The organism is Pseudoalteromonas sp. C12FD-1, from assembly GCF_037414265.1.
Lineage (GTDB): Bacteria > Pseudomonadota > Gammaproteobacteria > Enterobacterales > Alteromonadaceae > Pseudoalteromonas.
This window is the reverse complement of sequence record NZ_JBBEVD010000034.1, coordinates 88,082-109,899: the sequence shown is the minus strand read 5'-3', so window position 1 is coordinate 109,899 and position 21,818 is coordinate 88,082. Positions and strand designations below refer to the sequence as shown.

Sequence of the window (21,818 nt, the reverse complement as noted above, 5' to 3'; positions counted from 1 at the left end):
GTTAGTTCTCATACCATGTATTTAGCAGCGCGCGGCTGTGAGCCTGTTGCTTTTTCCACGTGTCGGGCATTACCACCGTTGGCTTGATTAAAATAACGAGCTCTTTTTTCTCTTGGCGCTTACTAATACTTTTAAACAAGTTGCCCAGTATTGGCACATCGCCCAAAATAGGGGTTTTCGATTCTTCATCTTCCGTGGTGGTTTGCATTAGCCCACCTATTACGACTATTTCACCACTTTGAGCGCGGATGACCGTATCAGATTCACGAATATTGCTTTGCGCAAGCGGCAACTCAAAACGCTGATCATCTAATGTAATTACCTTGAGCTGCTCTTCTGTTTCGGTTACTGAAGGATGAACATGTAAAATAACTGAGCCATATTTATCAATTTGTGGTGTGACATCGAGCGCAATGCCTGAAAAAAACGGAGTTAGATCTATTTCTGGTGACGTAGTCGTTGAGGTACCCGTTACCGTTGTGCTCGAAACGTTAGTAACAAAGTACTCATCTTGGCCTACTTTAATCACGGCTTTTTGATTGTTTGTAGCCGTTACACGGGGATTAGAAAGCATTTGCAGGTCACCCTGGGTCTCAAGCAAACTAATTACACCGCTAAAGTCGCCTTTTTCAATCGTTAACGAGGAGACCCCTCCTAAAGTAGCTGAAATAGAATTACCTATGCTGCCTGCTGTTGTTGCAAACGACACCCCACCTTCTAACCCTCTAGAAATTCGCTCCCAGTTAACTCCTTGTTGGTATTCATCTTTTAAGGTAATTTCGACAATTTTAGCCTCAAGAATAACTTGTCGCTGAAGGTTTTCTTGGCTTTGACGTAAAAAATCTTTTAACTGATTTATTTCACTTGGCAAGGCATTAACCGTAACCAAGCTTGCCTGTGGGCTAGCAACCACATAACGACCATCGTTTGAACCAATAAGCGATTTAAGAGCAAGTTCAAGCTCTTTCCAAAAGTCGTTTTGATTAATTGTTTGAATACGAGAGCCATTTAACTCAGTATTTTGATTATCGCTGCCAAACTGATTATTTTGGCTCGAATTATTACTACTGTTTGAGCTTGAATTTGAACTTGAGTTGTTTTGCGAAAACTGGCTTACCCCACCAGCTACAACACTTACTGTTGATTGCCCATGGCGCTGCATCATCAAATAGTTAACCGGTATAGTTTCTGTGCGCATGATTGCAGGTAACACCTGCACAATACGACCTTCTTGGACAATATCTAACGGATACATGCGTTTAATAACCGCTATAACTTCTTCAAATGTTACGTTTTTTAAATTTAAAGAAATAACACCACTCACCTGTGGGTGTACTGCTACGCTGTATGGAGTATCAGCAGTTAATCCATTAAAAAATGAGCTTATCCCTACCTCTTTTGCGGCTACATCAAAACGCTTTACAGCTAACTCATTGGTTAAGCTTTGCTCACTATTAAGTGATGAAAGTAAGCTTTGTGTAAGCGCGCTACTCACCTCTACCGGTGCAACACTTTTAGCTTGGTTACTTACAGGTGCAAGCTCTTGTGCTATGTGTGGCTGAATCTCTTTCCCGGGCTTAAAACTATGGCACGCTGTTAAAAAAGGCGGTATTAAAATAAGCGCAAGCCATGGCTTTGTTATATTATTTTTTAATTTCATAGTCGTATAATTCTAATTTTATTTGCTTATCATCATTTGCTAACAGCACATAATTGGCGTTTATTGTTAGCACCCGAAATTCACCTACTACATCTCCTGGCTTATATACCTGCTTAGAAATAATCGCTTTGTATTGCTTTTCGGTTTTAATAATTGACTGTAACGACAGCGCTGTATTGCTAATTGCAGCGCCTTTTAGTGTTGGTGCATTGCTTGGTTGAGTAGGGTCGCGCAATATTTCAGCTGAACTAACAGAGAAAAAACACACGCAAAACACACACAAACTATAAAGCGATAAATTTTTCATTGGCACTCACCGTTGCGATTTGTAATGTTAACTCTGCATTAGGGTATGTTTGCACCTGATAGTTAAACTGCTGTATTAACAACTTTTGTTGGCTAGCTTTAAGGCCTTCTAAATACTGCTGCAAACTAAAATAACGCCCCTGCAAAGTAACTATCATTTGGTGTTCAAAAAATAATGTTTGCGTATCATGCTCACCGAGTTTTTCTACATCAATTGCTTTGGCAGGGTTTACACTAAAGCCAACGACCTGCACATCGGGGGTATTTACTAATAAATCCTTTAATACTGCAGGCACTTTGTTTGCTGAAATAAAGCCTTGGCTAAACTTACTTAGTTTATTATTTATATCTTCTAGCTCACGCTGAGTTTGCCCTACCTGGTTTCTGAGCACTTTTGTGTAGTCATGCTCTAATGCCTGTGTAAGCATAGAGAGTTGCGCTTCATTTTGATTTAGTTTTTGCCACAATGCGTTTTGTTCAACACGTAAACTATTCACTGCATCTTGCTGCGGAAACACCACAAACCACAAACCTAAATAAACAATCAGAAATAAGCCAACAAACAGAACAGAATACTTTTCCCGCTGCTGTAACGCCGCAAATTGTGCTTGGTATTTAACAAATACTGGCCAGCCTTTATTTTCATTTTGCTCATTCATTGTGTTACCTCACTTGAACTAAGCTCTGTAGCCACATTAAATTCGCTCACGCCATCACTGCTCGACAGCTCCAGCACTGAAAACTCCTTCCCCTTAAAAAAGCTTGATTGCTTGAGATTAGTAAGCCAAATAGGTAAATATTTAGCCTGTTGAGTACGCCCTTTGAGCACTACTTTTTTGCCTTCAAATTTTATCTGATCAAGCCAAATTTGCGGCTCGTGGTACGCTGCCAAATCGCGCATCACATCGGCATAATCCGTTTTCGTGTGCATTGATGTATTTTCTAAATAATCAAACACTTGCTGTTTGTGTAAAATTTCTTGTTGCAGTACTTTTAGCTCATCAATTAAGTGCGATTTGTTTTGTTTATCAGCTAATCGCTGCTTTACCACGTTCAATTGCTGCTGCGTTTGCTTTAGATAAGCTTGGCTTTGTGTAAGTAATTGCTGGCTATTGTGCTCTTCGTATAAATAAAACAACCAGGTTAATGCAACCACTAGCAATGTACCTAGCCACAGCAAAAGCATCCCTTTAAAGGGCACTGGGTCGCGTCTAACCCTAATGGCTTTTTGGTAAAAATTAATCCGTGTTTTCATAGCACTGAATCCGGATCAGTTAATTGGTACGCTGCGCCTAATGCGTAATAAAAGCTTGGCTCAAGATCCTGTGCTAAATCTATATTAGGTTTAAAATCAACAACCTTTACTTGCAAAAATTCTGCAAGGCCTGCTCTTAACGTTAACGACGATAAATCATCGCAATGCAGCTGAATGCTTCTAATAGGAGGCTGTTTTAGCTGGCTTTCAAAAAAATCCATTGATCGTTGGATCTCAAGCCCTAAGGCTTCAACTAAACCGTGTGTGCGTTCTTTATCTGAAATACCTAAAAACCCGTTTAAACGCCTTGCTAATAAAAGCTGCCCATCACGAATAATTAAAATACGCGGCTCATGCCCTGCATGTTGCACTATAAGCATGTGTGCACTTTTATCTTCACCAAACAAGGTCACTAAAATCATTTCTTCAGAGGTCATAGCTCTGAGCACAGGCTTTATTTTTGAAAAGCTATCAATGAAAGGCAATAACTGTAGTTTATTAGTAATAAACACATTCATTTTACTGCTTTGCATAGGCTGAACGATTGGGTAATCGATAAAGTCGGCAACAATGTTCTCTGGAGGAATATCAACTAAGTCTTTTGTTGTCCAAGGTAAAGATTGAATGATCTCTTCATCACTCAGCATGGGTTTATCCATTTGCACTATTTGGTAAAAATAATGAGGAACTACTAAATTTACTGGGCACACCTCAGCGCAAACTTCATTTGTGCAAGTTGCAATAGCGACTGTATAATCCGTTTGGTCCTCTACATTCACACTGTGTGAGTTATGTACGTACCACTGCCCTTGATTTTTTTTTAAACACACCGCGTTTACTGTATCTGCATAAGTAGCAATACCAATTGCTGTGCTTGAGTCTAAACTGCGATTTAACCAAGATAACAACGAAAACAGCTTTTTTTTCATATAGCTACTATTGTTAATAAGAGATTAACTAAGTGTCGTACAAGTTTTTTAGTTTGCAAGTTTAAACACGAGAAATAATGCTTAATTTATTTAATATTGAAAAAGAAAGTCCGATACAACAAATAGATAGCGCCTGTCTTAAAAAGAGAAACATACGGTTAAGTGTGAAAAGGGATGACTTACTTCACCCACTAATAAGTGGTAACAAATGGCGTAAGCTAAAATATAATTTACAGCAAATGCAAGCCCTTAATAAAACACAACTACTCACCTTTGGGGGGGCTTTTTCTAATCATGTTCACGCCTGTGCAGGGGCGGGTAAACTATTTAATATAAAAACCCACGCCATAATTAGAGGGCCACACTTAGATACTCACAACCCCACCCTGCAATTTGCTAAACAGTGCGCAATGGACTTACATGCGGTTACGCGTATTGAATATAAGCAGCGCCAAGACCCTGATTATTTAGCCCAGTTACAAGCACGCTTTGAACACGCCTATATAATCCCAGAAGGTGGAAGTAATACATATGCCCTGCCTGGGTGTGCTGAGCTTGCTAAAAGCTTACCAAAGCATGATTACTTAGTGTGCCCCACAGGAAGTGGCGGAACACTTGCAGGCTTAATTGAGGGTAGCCACCAAACCACGCAGCTATTAGGAATTGCGGTATTAAAACAAGCCGAGTACTTGAACAAAGAAATTACAGCACTCAGTAAAAAAGCAGCTCAGCAATCCAATTGGCAGCTACTTACACAGTTTCATGATGGCGGTTATGGCAAATTTAGTAATGACTTATGGCAGTTTTGTAAACGCATGCAGCAGCAACATAACTTACCTCTTGAGCCTATATATAGCGGTAAAATGATGTATGCACTATGGCAGCTTATCGAGCAAGATTACTTTGCTACTGGTAGTCATATAATGGCTATTCATACGGGCGGCTTACAGGGGCTCAATGGGCTAAAATATCGTGGCCTAATTTAGAAACTTCCTAATAAAACGTAGCATGTGTGTATTCCTGTAAGGGCTCCGAAAAGTAAAAGCCTTGTGCGGCAACTACACCTAATTTAGCCAATATAAGTAGCTCTTTTTGGGTTTCTACGCCCACCGCATACACAGGTATATTGAGCAACTTGCTTTGCGCTACAATGTTTTTAACTTGTTTTTGCTGTTGCGTTTTTTCATCCACATTATGAACGAGCGGATACCCTAGTTTTATACCGCTAACTAATTTTTGAGACGCAATTTGGTTAATGTGCTCCACATTCTGTACATTATCAATCACCAGTAAACTTTGTAGGGCCGTCAGTTTTTCAAAGGCATCTGCTAGTTGTGCTTGGTACTTAATAAAATCTGCTTCGCTAATTTCAAACTGTAACTTTCGCTTTGTCGTAAAGTCTTTCATATTGGTAACAAACCAGCTCCAAAACTGCTCGTTAAACCAATTACTTATATGCAAATTAACACTTACCGTTAGTGCGCTGGGCTCAGCTAAAATTAGTTTTTTTACTTGAAGTAGCACCGCTTTATCTAACTCCAATGCTTGGTGATTGTTAAAGTCTTGATTAATAAAGTAGCGCGCAGCTAATAAACCATGCGGTTGCTGCCTAATTCTTATTAGCACTTCATGTTGTAAAATATCGCCGCTGGTGATCATAAATAACGGTTGAAAGAACAAAATAAATTTATTCTTTTTAATATTTTCAATAACCTGCTTACTTGAAATTAAGTTCCCTTGTTCGTGCTGTAACGCGAGCCTATGCCAGTGCTGAATTAAACTTTTTTCTGAAAATACTAAGGCAGATTTAGCGAGCTTAAAAATAACGGGTTGCTCAGCCGCATATCGATAATCGCACAGGCCAACCTTTATGTTTTTACGCGTTACAGTGCTTCGATAACGCTTACAAATTTGATAAACGCATTCGTGCAGGTTTTCACTGTATGTATCTAGCTTTGCTACAGGGATATTATTTAAAGTAATAGCAAGGTTGTTAGCATCAAATACATTAACTGATATTGCAGGAAGCTCTTTAAAGTATTTTGCTATCCATACCTTAAAACTTGCTTGGATATCGGTATTTTTATCAAACACGCAATCACATTTCACTATAGCAAATAAACTATGCCGCGCTGCACTCACACCGTACATAGACTTTACTTCGCAGTTTAAAGTGGTGATTTGCGTAGAAAGTATTTTTGCTGCTTTAGTTTTACTGTAAGGCAATGACATGTTCGCTGCTGGTTTTTTTACTAATACTTTCCACCATCTAACCCACCAGCTAGCGGCACCTAATATAATGATATTTAATAGTAAAAATAAGTAGGCTTGCTCCACCCAGGCAGGCCAGTGGTATAAACTTATACTGAGAGTTTTATAGCTAAATACATCGTGCTGTATATCAACTAAGTATTTGAAGTGTTCGGCATTTGAGTGTGCAGCCAGCATAAAGCCCTTACTTTGTGCCAATGCTTGCACTATTTCTTTTTCGGTGTTGGCATTAATTTGCAGCTCAAAAATTTGCTGTGTTAACTGCTGGCCATTTTTATGAATTTTTTTATGGAGCGTATCATTTAAAAGCACATTAAAAATAATTACCACCAACGCAAAGCTGGTTAAGTAAATTATTTTTTTTTGCTCAGCAAATTTTATTAAGGCTTTATGCATAGTGCTCTCTGTGGCAACGCGACTATTTAAAGTGTTGTTCAAAATAGTCATTAGCACAAGCAGACTAAGCAAGTTTAAATGTTTATAATTTTTCTAAACAAAAAACCCCGTGCAAACGGGGTTTTGGCAAATAGTTTATTACTTTTCGGGTTGCTCGCCCCGCGCGTTTAATATCATTTCGCCGTCTTCCTTGTATAGCTCGCCTTTAGGCCATTGCGCTAACAGCGTTAAAACGTGCTCACTAGGGCGACACAGTTCAACCCCTTTTTCAGTGCACACTATAGGTCTATTAACCAGTATTGGATGCTCAAGCATGGCCTCTAAAATAGCTTCGTCTGTTACGTTTTCATTTAACAAACCTAGCTCTTCAGCAGGCGATTTACTCACTCTCAGAGCCGTTTTAGGTGTTAAGTTTGCTGCGGCAAATAGCGCTAACAACTGAGGTTTTGTCCAGCCCTCTTTAAGGTATTCAATAACCGTTGGGTTATAGCCAGCTGCTTTAATAACCTGCAATACATTGCGTGATGTACCACAGTCAGGGTTATGATGAATAACGACCATGACACTCTCCTAGTTAAACCAATGACGCGTTTTATTAGCAAAATAAACTAAGCTAAGCATAACAGGTACTTCAACAAGAACGCCCACAACGGTGGCAAGCGCAGCACCAGAGTGTAAACCAAATAATGAAATGGCTACGGCAACGGCTAACTCAAAAAAGTTAGAAGTTGCAATCATGCAAGCTGGCGCTGCAATATTATGAGCTAGGCCCATTTTTTTTGCGGCTATGTAGGCTATTGCAAAAATACCATACGTTTGAATAAGCAGCGGAATAGCAATCAATACAATGGCTTCTGGATTATCTATTAAAGTTTGAGACTGGAAACCAAACAAAAGTGCCACCGTTGCCAGTAAGCCAATGATAGAATATGGTTTAATTACCTTTAAAAAGTGATTTAACCGTGTGTGATCATCACCTTTATCTAACTTTTTGCGGGTAATAGCGCCTGCTATTAATGGAATAAGTACATACAAAACCACCGAGATTAATAACGTGTCCCACGGTACCGTTATGTCTGTTACCCCTAGTAATAAACCTGCGATGGGCGCAAAGGCAAAAATCATAATAATATCGTTTATAGATACCTGCACTAACGTGTAATTAGCATCGCCTTTTGTTAGTTGGCTCCACACAAACACCATTGCAGTACATGGTGCTACTCCTAATAAAATCATACCGGCTATGTATTCTGTTGCCGTTTGTGGGTCGACAAAGTCTGCAAAAATGCCTTTAAAAAATAACCACCCTAATAAAGCCATGGTAAAGGGTTTTATGAGCCAGTTGATAACGACTGTCAGCACTAAGCCTTTAGGCTTTTTGCCTACATCTTTAATAGAGGAGAAGTCAATTTGCACCATCATTGGGTAAATCATAAACCAAATGAGTACAGCGATAACAATATTTACATGTGCATACTCTAAGCTTGCAACAACACTAAATACCTCGGGTACGGTGTAACCGGCCACAATTCCTAGCGCGATTGCCAGCGCAACCCACACCGATAAAAAGCGTTCAAATAACCCCACTGTAACCCCCTAAATATCTTTTTGATTTACGCGTTTACTGAGCTGCTCTGCTGTTTCTACTCGCTCAGAGTATCTATCAACAAAGTATTCTTTTTGGTCGCGCATTAATAAGGTAAATTTTACGAGCTCTTCCATTACATCCACAATTCGATTGTAAAAAGCAGAAGGCTTCATTCGGCCATTTTCTTCAAATTCTAAAAACGCTTTAGGCACAGATGACTGATTAGGTATTGTTATCATGCGCATCCAGCGCCCTAATACGCGTAACTGATTAACCACATTAAATGACTGCGAACCACCACAAACCTGCAGCACAGCCAGCGTTTTACCTTGTGTAGGCCTTACCCCACCAAGGTTTAATGGGATCCAATCAATCTGGTTTTTAAATACACTCGTCATAGCACCGTGTCGTTCCGGCGAGCACCAAACTTGCCCTTCAGACCAAAGCATTAAATCACGTAACTCTTGCACTTTAGGGTGCGTTTCATCTTCACTATCTGTTATGGGTAAACCTTCAGGGTTAAATATTTTAACCTCAGCACCAAAGTGGGTTAACAAGCGCGCACTTTCTTCTATAACTAACTTGCTATATGAGCGGGTTCTTAGCGATCCGTATAACAATAAAATTTTAGGTTTATGAGATGAAAACGTTAACGTGAAATCCTTAACGGTAGGAGGAATGCTTTGTGAAAGTTCTAAATTTGGTAGCTCGTGTTCAATTGATTTACTCATAACCCTTAACCTTGTAGCTCTGTAGTGGAATAATATATGAAAAAACGAATATATGAAATTTCACATGTTAAAAGGTGTGAGTCAAATCCTATTTATATAAGTTTTATGTTTGGTGTTCTAACGTTGCAGGCATTAAAGCCTGCTATTAAAGGTAGTTAATTGATAAGTTTATTTATTTAAGCAATCAAGTATCGTATCGCGTAATGTTTTAGCTTTTATTGGTTTAGCAACATGCGAATTCATACCAGTAGATAGGTAGTGAGTAATATCATCTTTCATTACGTTTGCAGTTAACGCAATAATAGGCATAGAGGCAAGCGCAGTATTGCTGTCACTGCGTATTACTTTAGTCGCTTCTACACCATCCATAATGGGCATATGAATATCCATTAAAATAATATCAAACGTTTCTAATTTTACGATTTGAATACATTCTAAGCCATTTTCTACTGCATGCACCTGCGCCCCACTGGCGACTAATATATCGGATACAATCAGCCTGTTTATGTCGTTATCTTCAGCAACGAGTATTTTTACACCTTGCAATGGCTTTGCGGTGGCGGGGTTATGGGTATTCCTCGTAAAAGGGCTAACCACTTTGCTTTTCATTGCTTCAAATAACACGCTGGTAAGCACAGGCTTATGCAAAATAGTTTTAATGTTTATTTTTTGGGCTATGTCGTAAATTGCATCGTTTTTACTTGCTGTAAGTACAATAATATTGTTACAAAGCAATGGGTTTACTTTATAGATGCGGGTAAAAAACGTTTCACTGCTCATGGTAGGCATTTCACCGTCAACTATAATAATTTTAAAGGTGTTTTTATTCTCTTTAATTATTTCTATTGCATCACTTGCCTGGGTGCAAGGCATACAACGCAGCCCCATTGTACTAAGCTGCCTTTTAATTAAGCTTAAATCGTCTTCATTGTCATCTATTAGTAATACATCAAATGGTTCAGCAAATGACAACTGTGGGCTGTCTTCTATCAATGCTTGGGTGTTTACTTCAACGTTTATGGTAGCAATAAATTTACTGCCCTTACCTTGTATGCTGCTAACTGAAATATCACCCCCCATTGCTTGGCATAAACGTTTACTAATAGCTAAGCCTAACCCAGTTCCCCCGTATTTTCGGGTTGTAGAGCTATCGGCCTGAGTGAATGAATCAAACAAGTTAGGTAAGCTTTTTTCATCAATACCAATGCCGGTGTCTTTAACAGTAAAACGTAAAACAATACTTTCGAGGTCATTAGAGGCTTCTTCTGCGTCTACTAGCACCGAAATAGCCCCTTTAGAGGTAAACTTAATCGCGTTAGAGCACAAATTAATTAATACTTGGTTTATACGCACCACATCGCCAACTAAGTTATGTTTAACGTTATCGCTAATATTAATCTCAAACGCAATACCTTTACTACGCGCCCTATTTTCAAATGTGGTTATTATATAATCAACAACCGCGTTTAGCGAAAACGCAAAGGCCTCAACTTTAATATTTCCAGACTCAATTTTTGAAAAATCTAAAATGTCATTAATAACCACAAGCAATTGATCTGACGAATACTTTATTTTTTCTAAATACTGCTTATCTTCCTCAGGTAGGTTTTTGCCCAATAAAATATTGGTAAGCCCTATAATGCCACTCATTGGGGTTCTGATCTCATGACTCATATTGGCTAAAAATTCAGATTTTGACGAGGTAAGCTGCTCTGCAGCTTCTTTAGCTTGTAATAGCTCTTTAGTGCGTTGCTCTACACGCGACTCAAGTCGTAGCTTTTCTTCATCAAGCGCGTTTACAAGCTGAATACGGCGGCGATTTAGTCGTAATACAAACACTAAAAAAGCGCTCAATACAAAAATAGTAATGGCGGCGCTGTAAATTAACACTTTATTTTGTTCAAAGTAACTTGGCTTATAATAAGCAATAATCGATTTTTCTGGCAGGCTTTGCGGTGCAACATTATATTTTTTAAGCTGTCGCCAATCGAATTTATAAACACTTAAATTTTCATTGCTTATGCTAGGCAACACGTTATTTTCATTGTAAGAGATAATAGCTTCACCCACGCGCCTACCTATTTTCTCACCTGATAAAACATAACCACCCACTACACCTGAGCCCAATAAAACTTCCCAGTAGCTAAAAATGGGGGCGTTACTGTGCTGAGCGAGTAAGCTGACGAGCTGATATGGGCTAATTGACTTATTTTCGTAATTTCTAAATATAGGGGTAAATAAAATAATGGAGTCTGATGGCGCACTTTTTACTTTTGCCATCAGTTCAGCAACTGGAAGGTCAAACCATTGCTCAATCTCTAAATACGAAAAATCTTGGTTGGTAATATTAAACAGCCCTGCATAAAAGTTTATTCCTATTTCATTTTTAGTATCTAACACCACAATGAGCTTTTTAGGTTTCATTAAATTAACCGCGCTGGCGGTTGCTTGCTTGTAGTCTAACTTAGCCCGCATTAAGGCATTATTAGTGTTTGCCGGTAGCCTAAACTGTTCGCCAGGTTCTAAATAAATTTTTGGTGTGCTAGTAAAAAAGTCATTTAATTGCGCTATTAACGCCGCAGCCGATGGTGATTGCGTGACAATTATATCTATGTGCTTATTTTTATATTTTTGCTTAAGGTAGTCGCTCATTAATTGCTTTTGAGTGGTCTCATCAAAGCGCCCTATATCCATATTTTCGACAAAAATATCATAGTCTACAATACGTTGTGTTAACTCTGTTCGCAGTCCTGACTCAACACTTTTGTGCCATGGCATGGTTTGATTTGTCGAATTTATAAATAAAACATTAGTAGTTTTAGATAATGGCTGCGCGTTTAGTGCTGCACTAAACAACTGAAAAACAAGAAATAAAAATAGAATATTAGTTTTCATGTTTCTCGTAGGGTCATAAAAGTAAAGTGTTATAAGGGTAATTGTTAAGTATTTATAAATCAATTAAATTAAATGTAAACAACCCTTTTGTTAACATTAAAGCCGAGTTGTACAGTTTTATACCAATTCATTTATTTAAGCGCTCTTTTATGAGGATGTAATAATGCGTTGATAGCTAGACAAAAAACTGGCTATTTAGCTGCTCCTGCATTGCTTAATAAATTCAGGGCAAAGGAAATCACTGAGTTGTCCTACTCCTTCGGAGTTTGGGCATGCCCATTGGCAAGAGAAATTGCGGTAGTGAGTTGCAAAAAAAAAAGCTCTGAATAAACAGAGCTTTGTAATTTTAAATCAACAAAAATTATTTATGTATTCCTCAGAACGGAATATCGTCATCAAAATCTATTGTTGGTTCCATTGGATTTGATGCGCCGCCTTGTGGAGCATTTTGCGGCTTAGGTGCAAAACCACCTTGCTGCTGTGGTGCGCTATTTTGCTGTGGAGCAAAGCCACTGTTGTTTGATTGCTGGTATTGGTTATTTTGCTGTGGTGCAGGAGCTGCAGCCGGACGCTGTGCTGGTGCCGCCTGCTGCTGTTGCCCATAGCCGCCTTGCTGACCTTGGTTATTTTGACCATAACCACCGCCTTGCTGGTTATTTTGGTAACCGCCACCTTGTTGGCCACCTTGATTACCTTGATAGCCACCACCTTGCTGATCGCCACCACGAGCGCCTAGCATTTGCATTTGACCCGTAAAGCCATCAACTACAATTTCAGTTGTGTATTTTTCTTGGCCTTGTTGGTCGGTCCATTTACGTGTTTGAAGTTTACCTTCTACGTAAATTTGCGAGCCTTTACGGCAGTATTCACCAACAATTTCAGCTAGCTTGCCAAAAAACACTACACGGTGCCACTCAGTTTTATCAACCATTTGGCCAGTGTTTTTGTCTTTATAGCTGTCTGACGTTGCCAAGGTAATATTTGCTACACCATTGCCATTAGGCATGTAACGAACTTCAGGATCTTGTCCTAAATTACCAACCAAAATTACTTTGTTCACACCGCGTGCCATGGAACCATCTCCTATAAACGTTAGATTAAACCAGCTACTTTACGTGCTTGGTCTAGGTCAAATTCTTTATCATTAATCTTTAAATAGCTGCGGCTTTCGTCGCGCACTACTGTTGCTTCTATTACGCCAGGTAAAGCAACTAGCTGAGAAGCAAGTGCTTGAGCTTGCTCTTCAGAACTTAAATTGGTCATTAAACTAATAACTTTACTTTTCGGTGGGACTTGCATTTTCCACGCAATAATAAGCCATATTAACCCAACAAGTGCCGCTGCCGCAAACACAGCTTGCGTACTTGTAGTTTGGGCAACATAACCCCCTAAAATACCACCTAAAAAAGCTCCTAAAAACTGGCTAGACGAATACCCGCCCATCGCCGAACCTTTTTGACTAGCTGGGGCAATTCGCGATACAAGCGCAGGCATAGTGGCTTCTAAAAAATTAAATGCGACAAAATAAAGCAACATACAAATGGCAATGCCAACCACGCTATTTACCCAAATAGACATAGCAAACATACTAAGTGAAAGCAGTGCTACTGAGCCAATAAACGCTTGTTTTTCTTTTTCTTTTTTAATGGCAATAATCATAATGGGGACCATTAAAATAAACGCTAAAAGCAATACCGGAATATATAAATACCAGTGGTGGTTTGCCACTAAGCCATCTTTTATTAGCTGGCTCGGTAGTACCACAAAAATAGTGGTTAGCGTTAAATGTAGCAGTAATACGCCTGCATTTAAGCGCGATAATTGCGGATGCTTAATAAGTTTTTTGATGTCGCTAAAGCTTGCCAAGGTATCACCTTTGGGGGCTTTGTTTACTGCGTTTGGCACTAAAAATAAAATAATACCTATACCAAACACAGCAAGTATTGCTGTTAACCAGAATACGCCTGCCACACCCCACGACGCGGCAACAATAGGCCCAAGTAACATGGCAAAAGCAAAGCTCATGCCTATGCTCATACCAATCACAGCCATCACTTTAGGGCGCTGTTCGTCGCGGCTTAAGTCACTGGCAAAAGCAAGTAATGCACTGGCTATTGCCCCCATACCTTGTAATGCTCGGCCCACTGTAACCATTTGGATAGATTCGGCAAGCGCTGCAATAACAGAGCCCAACGCAAACACAACTAAACCACCAACAATTACTTTTTTACGGCCTATTTTATCTGACAAACGCCCCATAGGTATTTGCAGTACTGCTTGGGTTAAACCATACGCGCCAATGGCAAATCCTATCCACATAGGCGAAAAACCATCAAGCGATTGGCCATAAATAGCCAATACAGGCATCAGCATAAACAAGCCGAGCATTCTAAATGCAAACACACTCGCCAGCGATACAGCGGCGCGCTTTTCTCGTGAATTAAGTGAAGATGCGGTCATTATCTGCGTAATCTTACGATATGAAAAATTTAGGGTGGGATTCTACCACAAGCTTGGCAATAATTAATCGCCTATAAGTAAGGATTTTTTCGTTGATCATTGATTAATAATGTTTCGTATTATGCGATACTGGACAAATAATTTTGGTAATAAACGAGATAGCATGGAAAACATTGAAGTCCGAGGCGCCCGTACGCACAATTTAAAAGACATCAGCCTAACCATCCCACGTGATAAATTAATTGTTATCACAGGCCTATCTGGTTCGGGAAAATCATCACTGGCATTTGATACTTTATATGCAGAAGGGCAGCGTCGTTATGTTGAGTCACTTTCTGCCTACGCAAGGCAATTTTTATCGTTAATGGAAAAGCCTGACGTTGATCATATTGAAGGCCTCTCTCCCGCCATTTCTATTGAGCAAAAATCAACATCGCACAACCCTCGCTCAACAGTAGGTACCATTACCGAAATATACGATTACTTGCGTTTAATGTTTGCCCGCGTAGGCGAGCCGCGCTGCCCAACCCACGACTTACCGCTTGCAGCTCAAACAATTAGCCAAATGGTTGATACCGTTTTAGCACTGCCAGAGGGCACTAAGCTAATGCTTTTAGCGCCAGTGGTTAAAGAGCGTAAAGGTGAGCACGTTAAACTGCTTGAACAGCTTGCAAGCCAAGGCTATATTCGCGCCCGTATAGATGGTGAAGTATGCGACTTATCCGATCCGCCAACGCTTGAGCTTCACAAAAAACATACTATTGAAGTGGTTGTTGACCGCTTTAAAGTAAAAGACGGCCAGCAGCAGCGTTTAGCAGAGTCATTTGAAACCGCACTTGAGATGTCTGGCGGTGTGGCAAATGTAGCCTACATGGACGACAGCAGCATTGAAGAAATGCTGTTTTCAGCCAACTTTGCCTGCCCTACCTGTGGCTATGCAATGACCGAATTAGAGCCGCGTTTATTTTCGTTTAATAACCCTGCCGGCGCGTGTCAAAGCTGTGATGGTTTAGGCGTACGTCAATATTTTGATCCTAACCGCGTAGTACATAACCCTGAGCTAAGCTTGGCCGGTGGTGCAATAAAAGGGTGGGATAAACGCAGCTTTTATTACTTTCAAATGCTTCAAGCGGTAGCCGAGCATTATAAATTTGATTTAGATGTACCATTTGAAAAGCTTGCTAAAGAATCGCAAAAAATTATTTTAGAGGGCTCAGGGCAAACTAAAATTGCTTTTAATTACCGTAACGACAGAGGCGATTTAATAACACGCAACCACGAGTTTGAAGGCGTGTTAAACAACATGAACCGTCGCTATCGCGAAACTGAGTCAAACTCTGTACGCGAAGAGCTCGCTAAATATCAAACTAGCCAAGCGTGCCCTAGTTGTCATGGTTCGCGTTTACGCCAAGAAGCACGCCACGTATTTATAGGTCAAACAAACCTGCCTGCTATTACTACTATGAGCATTGGCGAAGCGATGGACTTTTTTGAAGGCTTATCACTTACGGGTCAAAAAGCCCAAATAGCTGAAAAAATCCTAAAAGAAATTCGCGATCGTTTATCGTTTTTAATTAATGTTGGCCTTAATTACTTATCGCTTGAGCGTAGTGCCGATACCCTCTCTGGTGGTGAAGCACAGCGTATTCGTTTAGCCAGTCAAATAGGTGCAGGCCTTGTAGGCGTAATGTACGTACTGGATGAGCCATCAATTGGTTTACACCAGCGCGATAACGACCGTTTATTACAAACATTGGTGCATTTACGCGACTTAGGTAACACCGTTATTGTTGTTGAGCACGACGAAGATGCCATTCGCGCAGCCGATCATATTATTGATATTGGCCCAGGCGCAGGTGTACACGGCGGGCATATTATTGCACAAGGTACACGTGACGATATTTTAGCCACTAAAGACTCGGTAACGGGCCAGTTTTTATCTGGCGTGCGTAAAATAGAAGTGCCAAAAGAGCGTAACCCAACCGGCGATAAATGGCTTGAGCTATTTGGCGCCACAGGTAACAACCTCAAAAATGTGGATTTAAAAATTCCATTTGGCTTATTAACCTGTATTACAGGAGTCTCGGGCTCAGGTAAATCAACACTCATTAACGATACGCTATTTAAGCTTGCGCATACTGAGCTTAACGGCGCGACCACAGCAGAAGCCGCGCCTTACAAGTCAATTAGTGGCCTTGATCATTTTGACAAAGTGATTGATATTGATCAAAGTCCAATTGGTCGTACACCGCGTTCAAACCCTGCAACCTACACAGGTATTTTTACCGGTATTCGTGAGTTGTTTGCAGGGACTCAAGAAGCCCGCTCTCGTGGCTATAAAGTAGGTCGCTTTAGCTTTAACGTTAAAGGTGGACGCTGTGAAGCCTGCCAAGGTGATGGCGTAATTAAGGTAGAAATGCACTTTTTACCTGATGTATATGTTCCGTGTGACGTATGTAAGGGCGCGCGCTATAACCGTGAAACCTTAGAAGTACAGTACAAAGGTAAAAATATTCACCAAGTGCTCGAAATGACCGTTGAAGACGCGCACGACTACTTTGATAAAATACCGGCAATAGCACGTAAACTTAAAACCTTAATGGATGTAGGTTTATCGTATATTCGCCTAGGGCAAGCTGCTACCACGCTCTCTGGTGGTGAAGCACAGCGTGTAAAACTGGCTCGTGAGCTTTCTAAACGCGATACAGGCAAAACACTATATATACTTGATGAGCCAACAACCGGCCTTCACTTTGCCGATATTGAACAACTACTTGTTGTATTACATCGCCTGCGCGATCATGGTAATACCATAGTGGTAATTGAGCATAACTTAGATGTGGTTAAAACCGCAGACTGGGTGGTTGATTTAGGCCCTGAAGGCGGTGCTGGCGGCGGTGAAATACTCATTGCAGGCACGCCTGAAGAAGTAGCCGAATGTGAACGCTCGCATACTGGGCATTACCTAAAGCCATTACTTTAAGATAGATAATAAAAAGTATTCATTAAAAGGAAAAAATGCCGCTAAATTTAGCGGCATTTTTATTTACTTATACTAGAAAAAATTATGTACGAGGAATAAATCCTAGTGCATCGTAAACTGATTTAAGGGTTTTTTCTGCTCGTACACTTGCCTTTTCTGCACCTGATTTCATGATGCTATCAAGTAGGTTTTGATCTTCTCTGATCTCTTTAAAACGTGCTTGAATTGGCTCAATCATACTCACTACAGCATCGGCTGTATCTTTTTTCAGGTGGCCATACATTTTATCTTCGTACTCTGGCACTAAGTCTTCAATTGAGCGCTTAGTCGCTACGCTTAACAAAGTAAGTAAGTTAGAAACGCCTGGCTTTTCCGTACGATCAAAGTAAATACGTGCTTGCTCATCTGAATCAGTTACTGCTTTTTTAAGCTTTTTCTCAATCTTTTTAGGCTCATCTAATAGCATGATGTAGCCATTAGGGTTTTCATCAGACTTAGACATTTTTTTAAGCGGATCTTGAAGGCTCATTACGCGTGCGCCAAATTCAGGAATATATGGCTCAGGTAATTTAAATACGTCGCCATACAAGTTATTAAAACGAGTCGCTATGTCACGCGTTAGCTCTAAGTGCTGCTTTTGATCATCCCCTACTGGCACTTGATCTGCTTGGTATAATAAAATATCCGCTGCTTGCAATACTGGGTACGAAAATAAACCTACGTTTACATTATTAGCATGCTTTGATGATTTATCTTTAAACTGGGTCATGCGGTTAAGCTCGCCCATTTGTGCGTAACAATTTAGCACCCATGCTAACTGCGCGTGCTCTGGGACTTGTGATTGCACAAAAAGCGCAGACTTTTCAGGGTCTATGCCGCACGCCGCGTATAACGCTATACCATCTAATACACGAGAGCGAAGAAGCTCTGGTTCTTGACGTACGGTAATGGCATGCAAATCAACAAGCATAAAGAAACTGTCGTGGTCTTCCTGTAGCTTTAGCCACTGGTTAATAGCGCCAACATAGTTGCCTATTGTCATACCACCGGTTGGCTGAATGCCACTTAAAACTACTGGTTTACTCATGATTTTCCTTTAGTGTTGTTTAGTTAATTAAAAATTTTAACGCTGTGTTAGTGTCGGTATTATATCTAAGAAGTTATCGCATAGGTACTGTGGATTAAAATCGCTTAGCTTTTCGCCTTGGTTGTAGCCATAATCTACAGCTATAACATCAATTTTAGCGGCATGTGCTGCCAATATATCGCTTTTTGAGTCGCCAATCATAATAGCCTTACTCGGCTCCACATTCAGCTGGTTGCACGCATAAAGTAATGGTGCTGGTGAAGGTTTTTTTGCCATATCATCTCCACACACTATCACTTCAAAGTGGCTTGTAAGAGAAAGCTTATCAAGTAGGATTTCGGTAAATATGCGCGCTTTATTAGTAACAAGTGCTTTTGGCATGCCGCGCAAAGCACTGAGCCCTGTTTCTACATGTTGGTATAACACACTATACTCACCTACTAGCTGCCCATAATGTTGGTAAAACAAAGCAATGGCTTTTGCGCTAAGCGTTTCGTCTAAATGCTCGCTAATTTGCATATCGCCGCTGAGCGCACGCTTCACTAAGGTTTCAATACCGTTGCCTATCCAGCTTTCAACTAAGCTTTGGCTAACAATGGGAAACGCTAGATCACTCAATGTTAAATTTATTGCTAAGTATAAATCGTAAACGCTATCAACGAGTGTGCCGTCTAGGTCGAACAAAGCTACATCATATTTCATTACTTTACGCTTCCTAACTGCTCACGCATTTGATCAATAACCACTTTGTAATCAGGCTCATTAAAAATAGCAGATCCTGCTACAAACATATCAGCACCCGCTTGTGCCGCTGCGGCTATGTTATCAACCTTTATACCACCATCAACTTCTAGGCGAATATCACGGACTGATTCAATGATACGTTGCTTAGCTTGCGCTAGTTTTTCAAGGGTATGAGGAATAAAGCTTTGGCCGCCAAAACCAGGGTTTACAGACATTAATAAAATAGTGTCTAGTTTATCAATAACGTGATCTAGATAGCTCAGGCTAGTAGCAGGGTTAAATACTAAGCCCGCTTTACAACCATGGTCTTTAATGAGCTGTATGGTGCGATCTATATGCTCGCTCGCCTCAGGGTGAAACGTAATTATTGACGCGCCAGCCTCTGCAAACTGAGGAATAATACTATCTACGGGCTTTACCATTAGGTGAACATCTATCGGTGCTGTTACACCGTAATTTCTGAGCGCTTTACACACCATGGGTCCTATAGTGAGATTAGGCACGTAGTGATTGTCCATGACATCAAAATGTACTACATCAGCGCCTGCAGCGAGTACTTTATCTACATCTTCGCCTAATTTTGCAAAATCGGCTGACAAAATAGAAGGCGCAATTAAGTATTTTTGTTCAGGGTTTAACATAGTAGTCCGTCAATCAGTAAAGTATGCCTTAATGTACCGTAAATGCTAAGGTTTCCCAAGTAATACACCCTAAACATAATAATATAGTTAGGGTGTGTTGAGCTTTGTGATTGAAATTTGTTCTATCTCGAGACAATTAAATCGTGGCGCGAGGTTTGTAACCTAGCGGGCTCGAAAACTGCTCCTGCGTGTTCGCCTATTTATGGGGAATAATATTAATCCACAATAATACTTAATCATTTTCAGGGGCTAAACGTATCGCTATTTACGTTAAAAAATTCTTATTTACGACTGCATGATTCAGAAGGTAAAGCAATGCAGGAGCAATTGCCGAGAACAACTAAATAGTGAATTTTTTGCCTTGCTATCAACACGTTTATCCATCCTCAAAATAGATCACTTAATTATGCGGATTGGTATAAATATTTATTAGCAATTAGCTTTAATGGTTCTAGGGAAATATTAGTTTGTTATTTATACAGCTTTTGCTATTATTAAAAGAGTAACTTAATTTTAGGCTAATATTATGCGTGCATTTAAAACAGGGATCTTAATTGCGTCGGCATTGTTATTTATTGGGGCTTTTAGTTTTGCGCCAAATTCTGAGCAAGATTTAAGCTTAGTTAGCAATTGTCAGCAGCAGGCAAGTAACAATAATATTTCAAACACCCTAACGTGTGCGAAAGTAGAAGAAGACTCATCGTGGTTTTCGTGGCTAACAGGCGATAGCCGCAGTGCGCAGTTTCATTATTTAGATTTATTAGAGCTATTAACTAGCTCAGAAGATGCTAAAAATACGCCTTCAATAAAACCTCTATTTTAAATAATGCTGCACTTAATTAGCGCGTTGCAAAGTGTGCTAGCAGCATTTTTTGGTGTGCAATCTGAGCACAAACGCCAAGTCGACTTTCAACAACACTCCCCTCTTTTTATTATTGCTTTAGCTGTGCTGTTTTTTGTTATTTTTGTAGTGACAATTTACGCAGTGGTTGCTTGGGTGCTAAATACATAGCCATTAACTCGTCGACCTTGTTGCGTGATCCACCTTTAGGGCTGATAGTTCGTTTTACTTGAATTTTACCTAGTGTAGCTTGGCTATAAATTTTTCGTGTCCACACGGTATCGTGGTTAGATATAAGCACCGGAGTATTGTTTTCAAACGCAGCTTGCTCGGCTAAGTTTGCCAAGTTTGCTTGATCGTCTAAATTAAACCCGCCTTTAGCATAAGAAGTAAACGACGCTGTTTTGCTTAACGGTACATAAGGCGGATCGCAATAAATAACCGCATTGTTTGGCACAAGCTTAAACACATCATCGTAGCTTAGGCAGGTAAATGTGGCTTTTTGTGCTTTTTCGGCAAAAAAGTACATTTCTTTTTCAGGAAAATAAGGCTTTTTATATTTACCAAATGGCACGTTAAAAATGCCTTTGAGATTATACCTACACAGCCCATTGTAACCATGGCGATTCATGTATAAAAAGAGCATTGCGCGCTCATACACATCATTGCTTTTATTAAACTGTACCCTGTACTCGTAGTAAGCATCTGGGTGGTTATTTAAATCAACAAATAGTTTTTTAGAATCACTGATAAACTCATCAGGCGAGCGCTTGAGCTCTTTATATAAGTTAATTAAATCAGCATTAATATCGTTAAGTAAATAGTGTTTAAAATTACTATTTAAAAATACCGAGCCTGCACCTACAAAAGGTTCTACCAAGGTTTCAGCGTGTTTGCTGGCTTGAGATAAGCGTGCATTAATATCTTCAACTAGGCTGTATTTACCGCCAGCCCATTTAAGGAAGGCTCTACTCTTTTGTTGCATTGGTTCTTAACTTCAATCTGCTGTAGCGCGATTTTACACTAAAGTG

At 40.0% G+C, this 21,818-nt stretch carries 20 protein-coding genes; 4 read left to right on the top strand and 16 right to left on the bottom strand.

What is annotated here, in order from left to right:
• Nucleotide 1: 1 nt before the first annotated feature.
• The 5 genes from mshL to WDB87_RS01715 are packed head-to-tail and all read right to left on the bottom strand — an operon-like array spanning nt 2 to nt 4,150.
• The gene (gene mshL / locus WDB87_RS01735; RefSeq protein ID WP_337848830.1) at nt 2-1,660 is read right to left on the bottom strand and encodes a pilus (MSHA type) biogenesis protein MshL; all 1,659 of its coding nucleotides are present in this window, start codon (nt 1,658-1,660) and stop codon (nt 2-4) included.
• Nucleotides 1,644-1,967, bottom strand: a complete 324-nt coding sequence (locus tag WDB87_RS01730) for an agglutinin biogenesis protein MshK (protein WP_337848829.1) — start codon at nt 1,965-1,967, stop codon at nt 1,644-1,646. Before WDB87_RS01730 ends, mshL begins: the two co-directional genes overlap by 17 nt.
• Nucleotides 1,945-2,625, bottom strand: a complete 681-nt coding sequence (locus WDB87_RS01725; protein ID WP_286245969.1) for an agglutinin biogenesis protein MshJ — start codon at nt 2,623-2,625, stop codon at nt 1,945-1,947. Before WDB87_RS01725 ends, WDB87_RS01730 begins: the two co-directional genes overlap by 23 nt.
• Nucleotides 2,622-3,221, bottom strand: a complete 600-nt coding sequence (locus WDB87_RS01720) for a PilN domain-containing protein (RefSeq protein ID WP_337848828.1) — start codon at nt 3,219-3,221, stop codon at nt 2,622-2,624. Before WDB87_RS01720 ends, WDB87_RS01725 begins: the two co-directional genes overlap by 4 nt.
• Nucleotides 3,218-4,150 (bottom strand): hypothetical protein, encoded by a 933-nt coding sequence (locus WDB87_RS01715; RefSeq protein ID WP_024032507.1) that lies wholly within the window; start codon nt 4,148-4,150, stop codon nt 3,218-3,220. Before WDB87_RS01715 ends, WDB87_RS01720 begins: the two co-directional genes overlap by 4 nt.
• Nucleotides 4,151-4,227: 77 nt before the next feature.
• On the opposite strand from WDB87_RS01715, the gene WDB87_RS01710 reads away from it, so the two are divergent.
• Complete coding sequence (locus WDB87_RS01710) at nt 4,228-5,136, top strand: 1-aminocyclopropane-1-carboxylate deaminase/D-cysteine desulfhydrase (RefSeq protein WP_286245967.1); 909 nt, start codon at nt 4,228-4,230, stop codon at nt 5,134-5,136.
• Between the two features lie 7 nt (nt 5,137-5,143).
• Here WDB87_RS01710 and WDB87_RS01705 read toward each other — a convergent pair whose 3' ends face one another.
• The 7 genes from WDB87_RS01705 to WDB87_RS01675 all read right to left on the bottom strand — a co-directional run bounded on the left by WDB87_RS01705 (nt 5,144) and on the right by WDB87_RS01675 (nt 14,491).
• A complete protein-coding gene (locus tag WDB87_RS01705; RefSeq protein WP_337848827.1) occupies nt 5,144-6,817 on the bottom strand; it encodes an EAL domain-containing protein in 1,674 nt (557 codons plus the stop codon).
• A 138-nt stretch (nt 6,818-6,955) separates the two neighbouring features.
• Nucleotides 6,956-7,378, bottom strand: a complete 423-nt coding sequence (arsC, locus tag WDB87_RS01700; RefSeq protein ID WP_337848826.1) for an arsenate reductase (glutaredoxin) — start codon at nt 7,376-7,378, stop codon at nt 6,956-6,958.
• Between the two features lie 9 nt (nt 7,379-7,387).
• The gene (gene arsB, locus WDB87_RS01695; RefSeq protein ID WP_337848825.1) at nt 7,388-8,404 is read right to left on the bottom strand and encodes an ACR3 family arsenite efflux transporter; all 1,017 of its coding nucleotides are present in this window, start codon (nt 8,402-8,404) and stop codon (nt 7,388-7,390) included.
• Nucleotides 8,405-8,413: 9 nt separating this feature from the next.
• Nucleotides 8,414-9,136 carry an arsenical resistance protein ArsH gene (gene arsH, locus WDB87_RS01690; protein ID WP_337848824.1) on the bottom strand — a complete coding sequence of 241 codons (723 nt, stop codon included), beginning with the start codon at nt 9,134-9,136 and terminating at the stop codon, nt 8,414-8,416.
• A gap of 168 nt (nt 9,137-9,304) precedes the next feature.
• Nucleotides 9,305-12,031, bottom strand: a complete 2,727-nt coding sequence (locus WDB87_RS01685; protein WP_337848823.1) for a response regulator — start codon at nt 12,029-12,031, stop codon at nt 9,305-9,307.
• A 376-nt stretch (nt 12,032-12,407) separates the two neighbouring features.
• A complete protein-coding gene (gene ssb, locus WDB87_RS01680; RefSeq protein WP_337848822.1) occupies nt 12,408-13,103 on the bottom strand; it encodes a single-stranded DNA-binding protein in 696 nt (231 codons plus the stop codon).
• Between the two features lie 20 nt (nt 13,104-13,123).
• Entirely contained in the window at nt 13,124-14,491 is a 1,368-nt protein-coding gene (locus WDB87_RS01675) for an MFS transporter (protein ID WP_286245960.1), read from the bottom strand.
• 163 nt (nt 14,492-14,654) lie between these two features.
• Between WDB87_RS01675 and uvrA the strand changes: the two genes are divergently transcribed.
• A complete protein-coding gene (gene uvrA, locus WDB87_RS01670) occupies nt 14,655-17,474 on the top strand; it encodes an excinuclease ABC subunit UvrA (protein ID WP_286245959.1) in 2,820 nt (939 codons plus the stop codon).
• Between the two features lie 82 nt (nt 17,475-17,556).
• On the opposite strand, the gene trpS is transcribed toward uvrA, so the two are convergent.
• From trpS to rpe, 3 genes are read right to left on the bottom strand one after another with little or no spacing between them, the layout of a single operon-like run.
• A complete protein-coding gene (trpS, locus tag WDB87_RS01665) occupies nt 17,557-18,561 on the bottom strand; it encodes a tryptophan--tRNA ligase (protein WP_286245958.1) in 1,005 nt (334 codons plus the stop codon).
• 36 nt (nt 18,562-18,597) lie between these two features.
• Nucleotides 18,598-19,263, bottom strand: coding sequence for a phosphoglycolate phosphatase (locus WDB87_RS01660; RefSeq protein ID WP_286245957.1), 666 nt, complete (start codon nt 19,261-19,263; stop codon nt 18,598-18,600).
• On the bottom strand, nt 19,263-19,946 hold the full coding sequence (gene rpe, locus WDB87_RS01655; RefSeq protein WP_337848821.1) for a ribulose-phosphate 3-epimerase: 684 nt from the start codon (nt 19,944-19,946) through the stop codon (nt 19,263-19,265). The genes WDB87_RS01660 and rpe overlap by 1 nt, the downstream gene beginning before the upstream one ends.
• Before the next feature lie 526 nt (nt 19,947-20,472).
• On the opposite strand from rpe, the gene WDB87_RS01650 reads away from it, so the two are divergent.
• Together WDB87_RS01650 and WDB87_RS01645 are read left to right on the top strand one after the other, a co-directional pair.
• Nucleotides 20,473-20,769, top strand: coding sequence for a hypothetical protein (locus WDB87_RS01650; RefSeq protein ID WP_337848820.1), 297 nt, complete (start codon nt 20,473-20,475; stop codon nt 20,767-20,769).
• Nucleotides 20,770-20,772: 3 nt separating this feature from the next.
• The gene (locus WDB87_RS01645) at nt 20,773-20,958 is read left to right on the top strand and encodes a DUF2970 domain-containing protein (RefSeq protein ID WP_286245954.1); all 186 of its coding nucleotides are present in this window, start codon (nt 20,773-20,775) and stop codon (nt 20,956-20,958) included.
• On the opposite strand, the gene WDB87_RS01640 is transcribed toward WDB87_RS01645, so the two are convergent.
• On the bottom strand, nt 20,906-21,772 hold the full coding sequence (locus tag WDB87_RS01640) for a Dam family site-specific DNA-(adenine-N6)-methyltransferase (protein WP_004589353.1): 867 nt from the start codon (nt 21,770-21,772) through the stop codon (nt 20,906-20,908). The genes WDB87_RS01645 and WDB87_RS01640 overlap by 53 nt on opposite strands.
• Nucleotides 21,773-21,818: the final 46 nt, after the last annotated feature.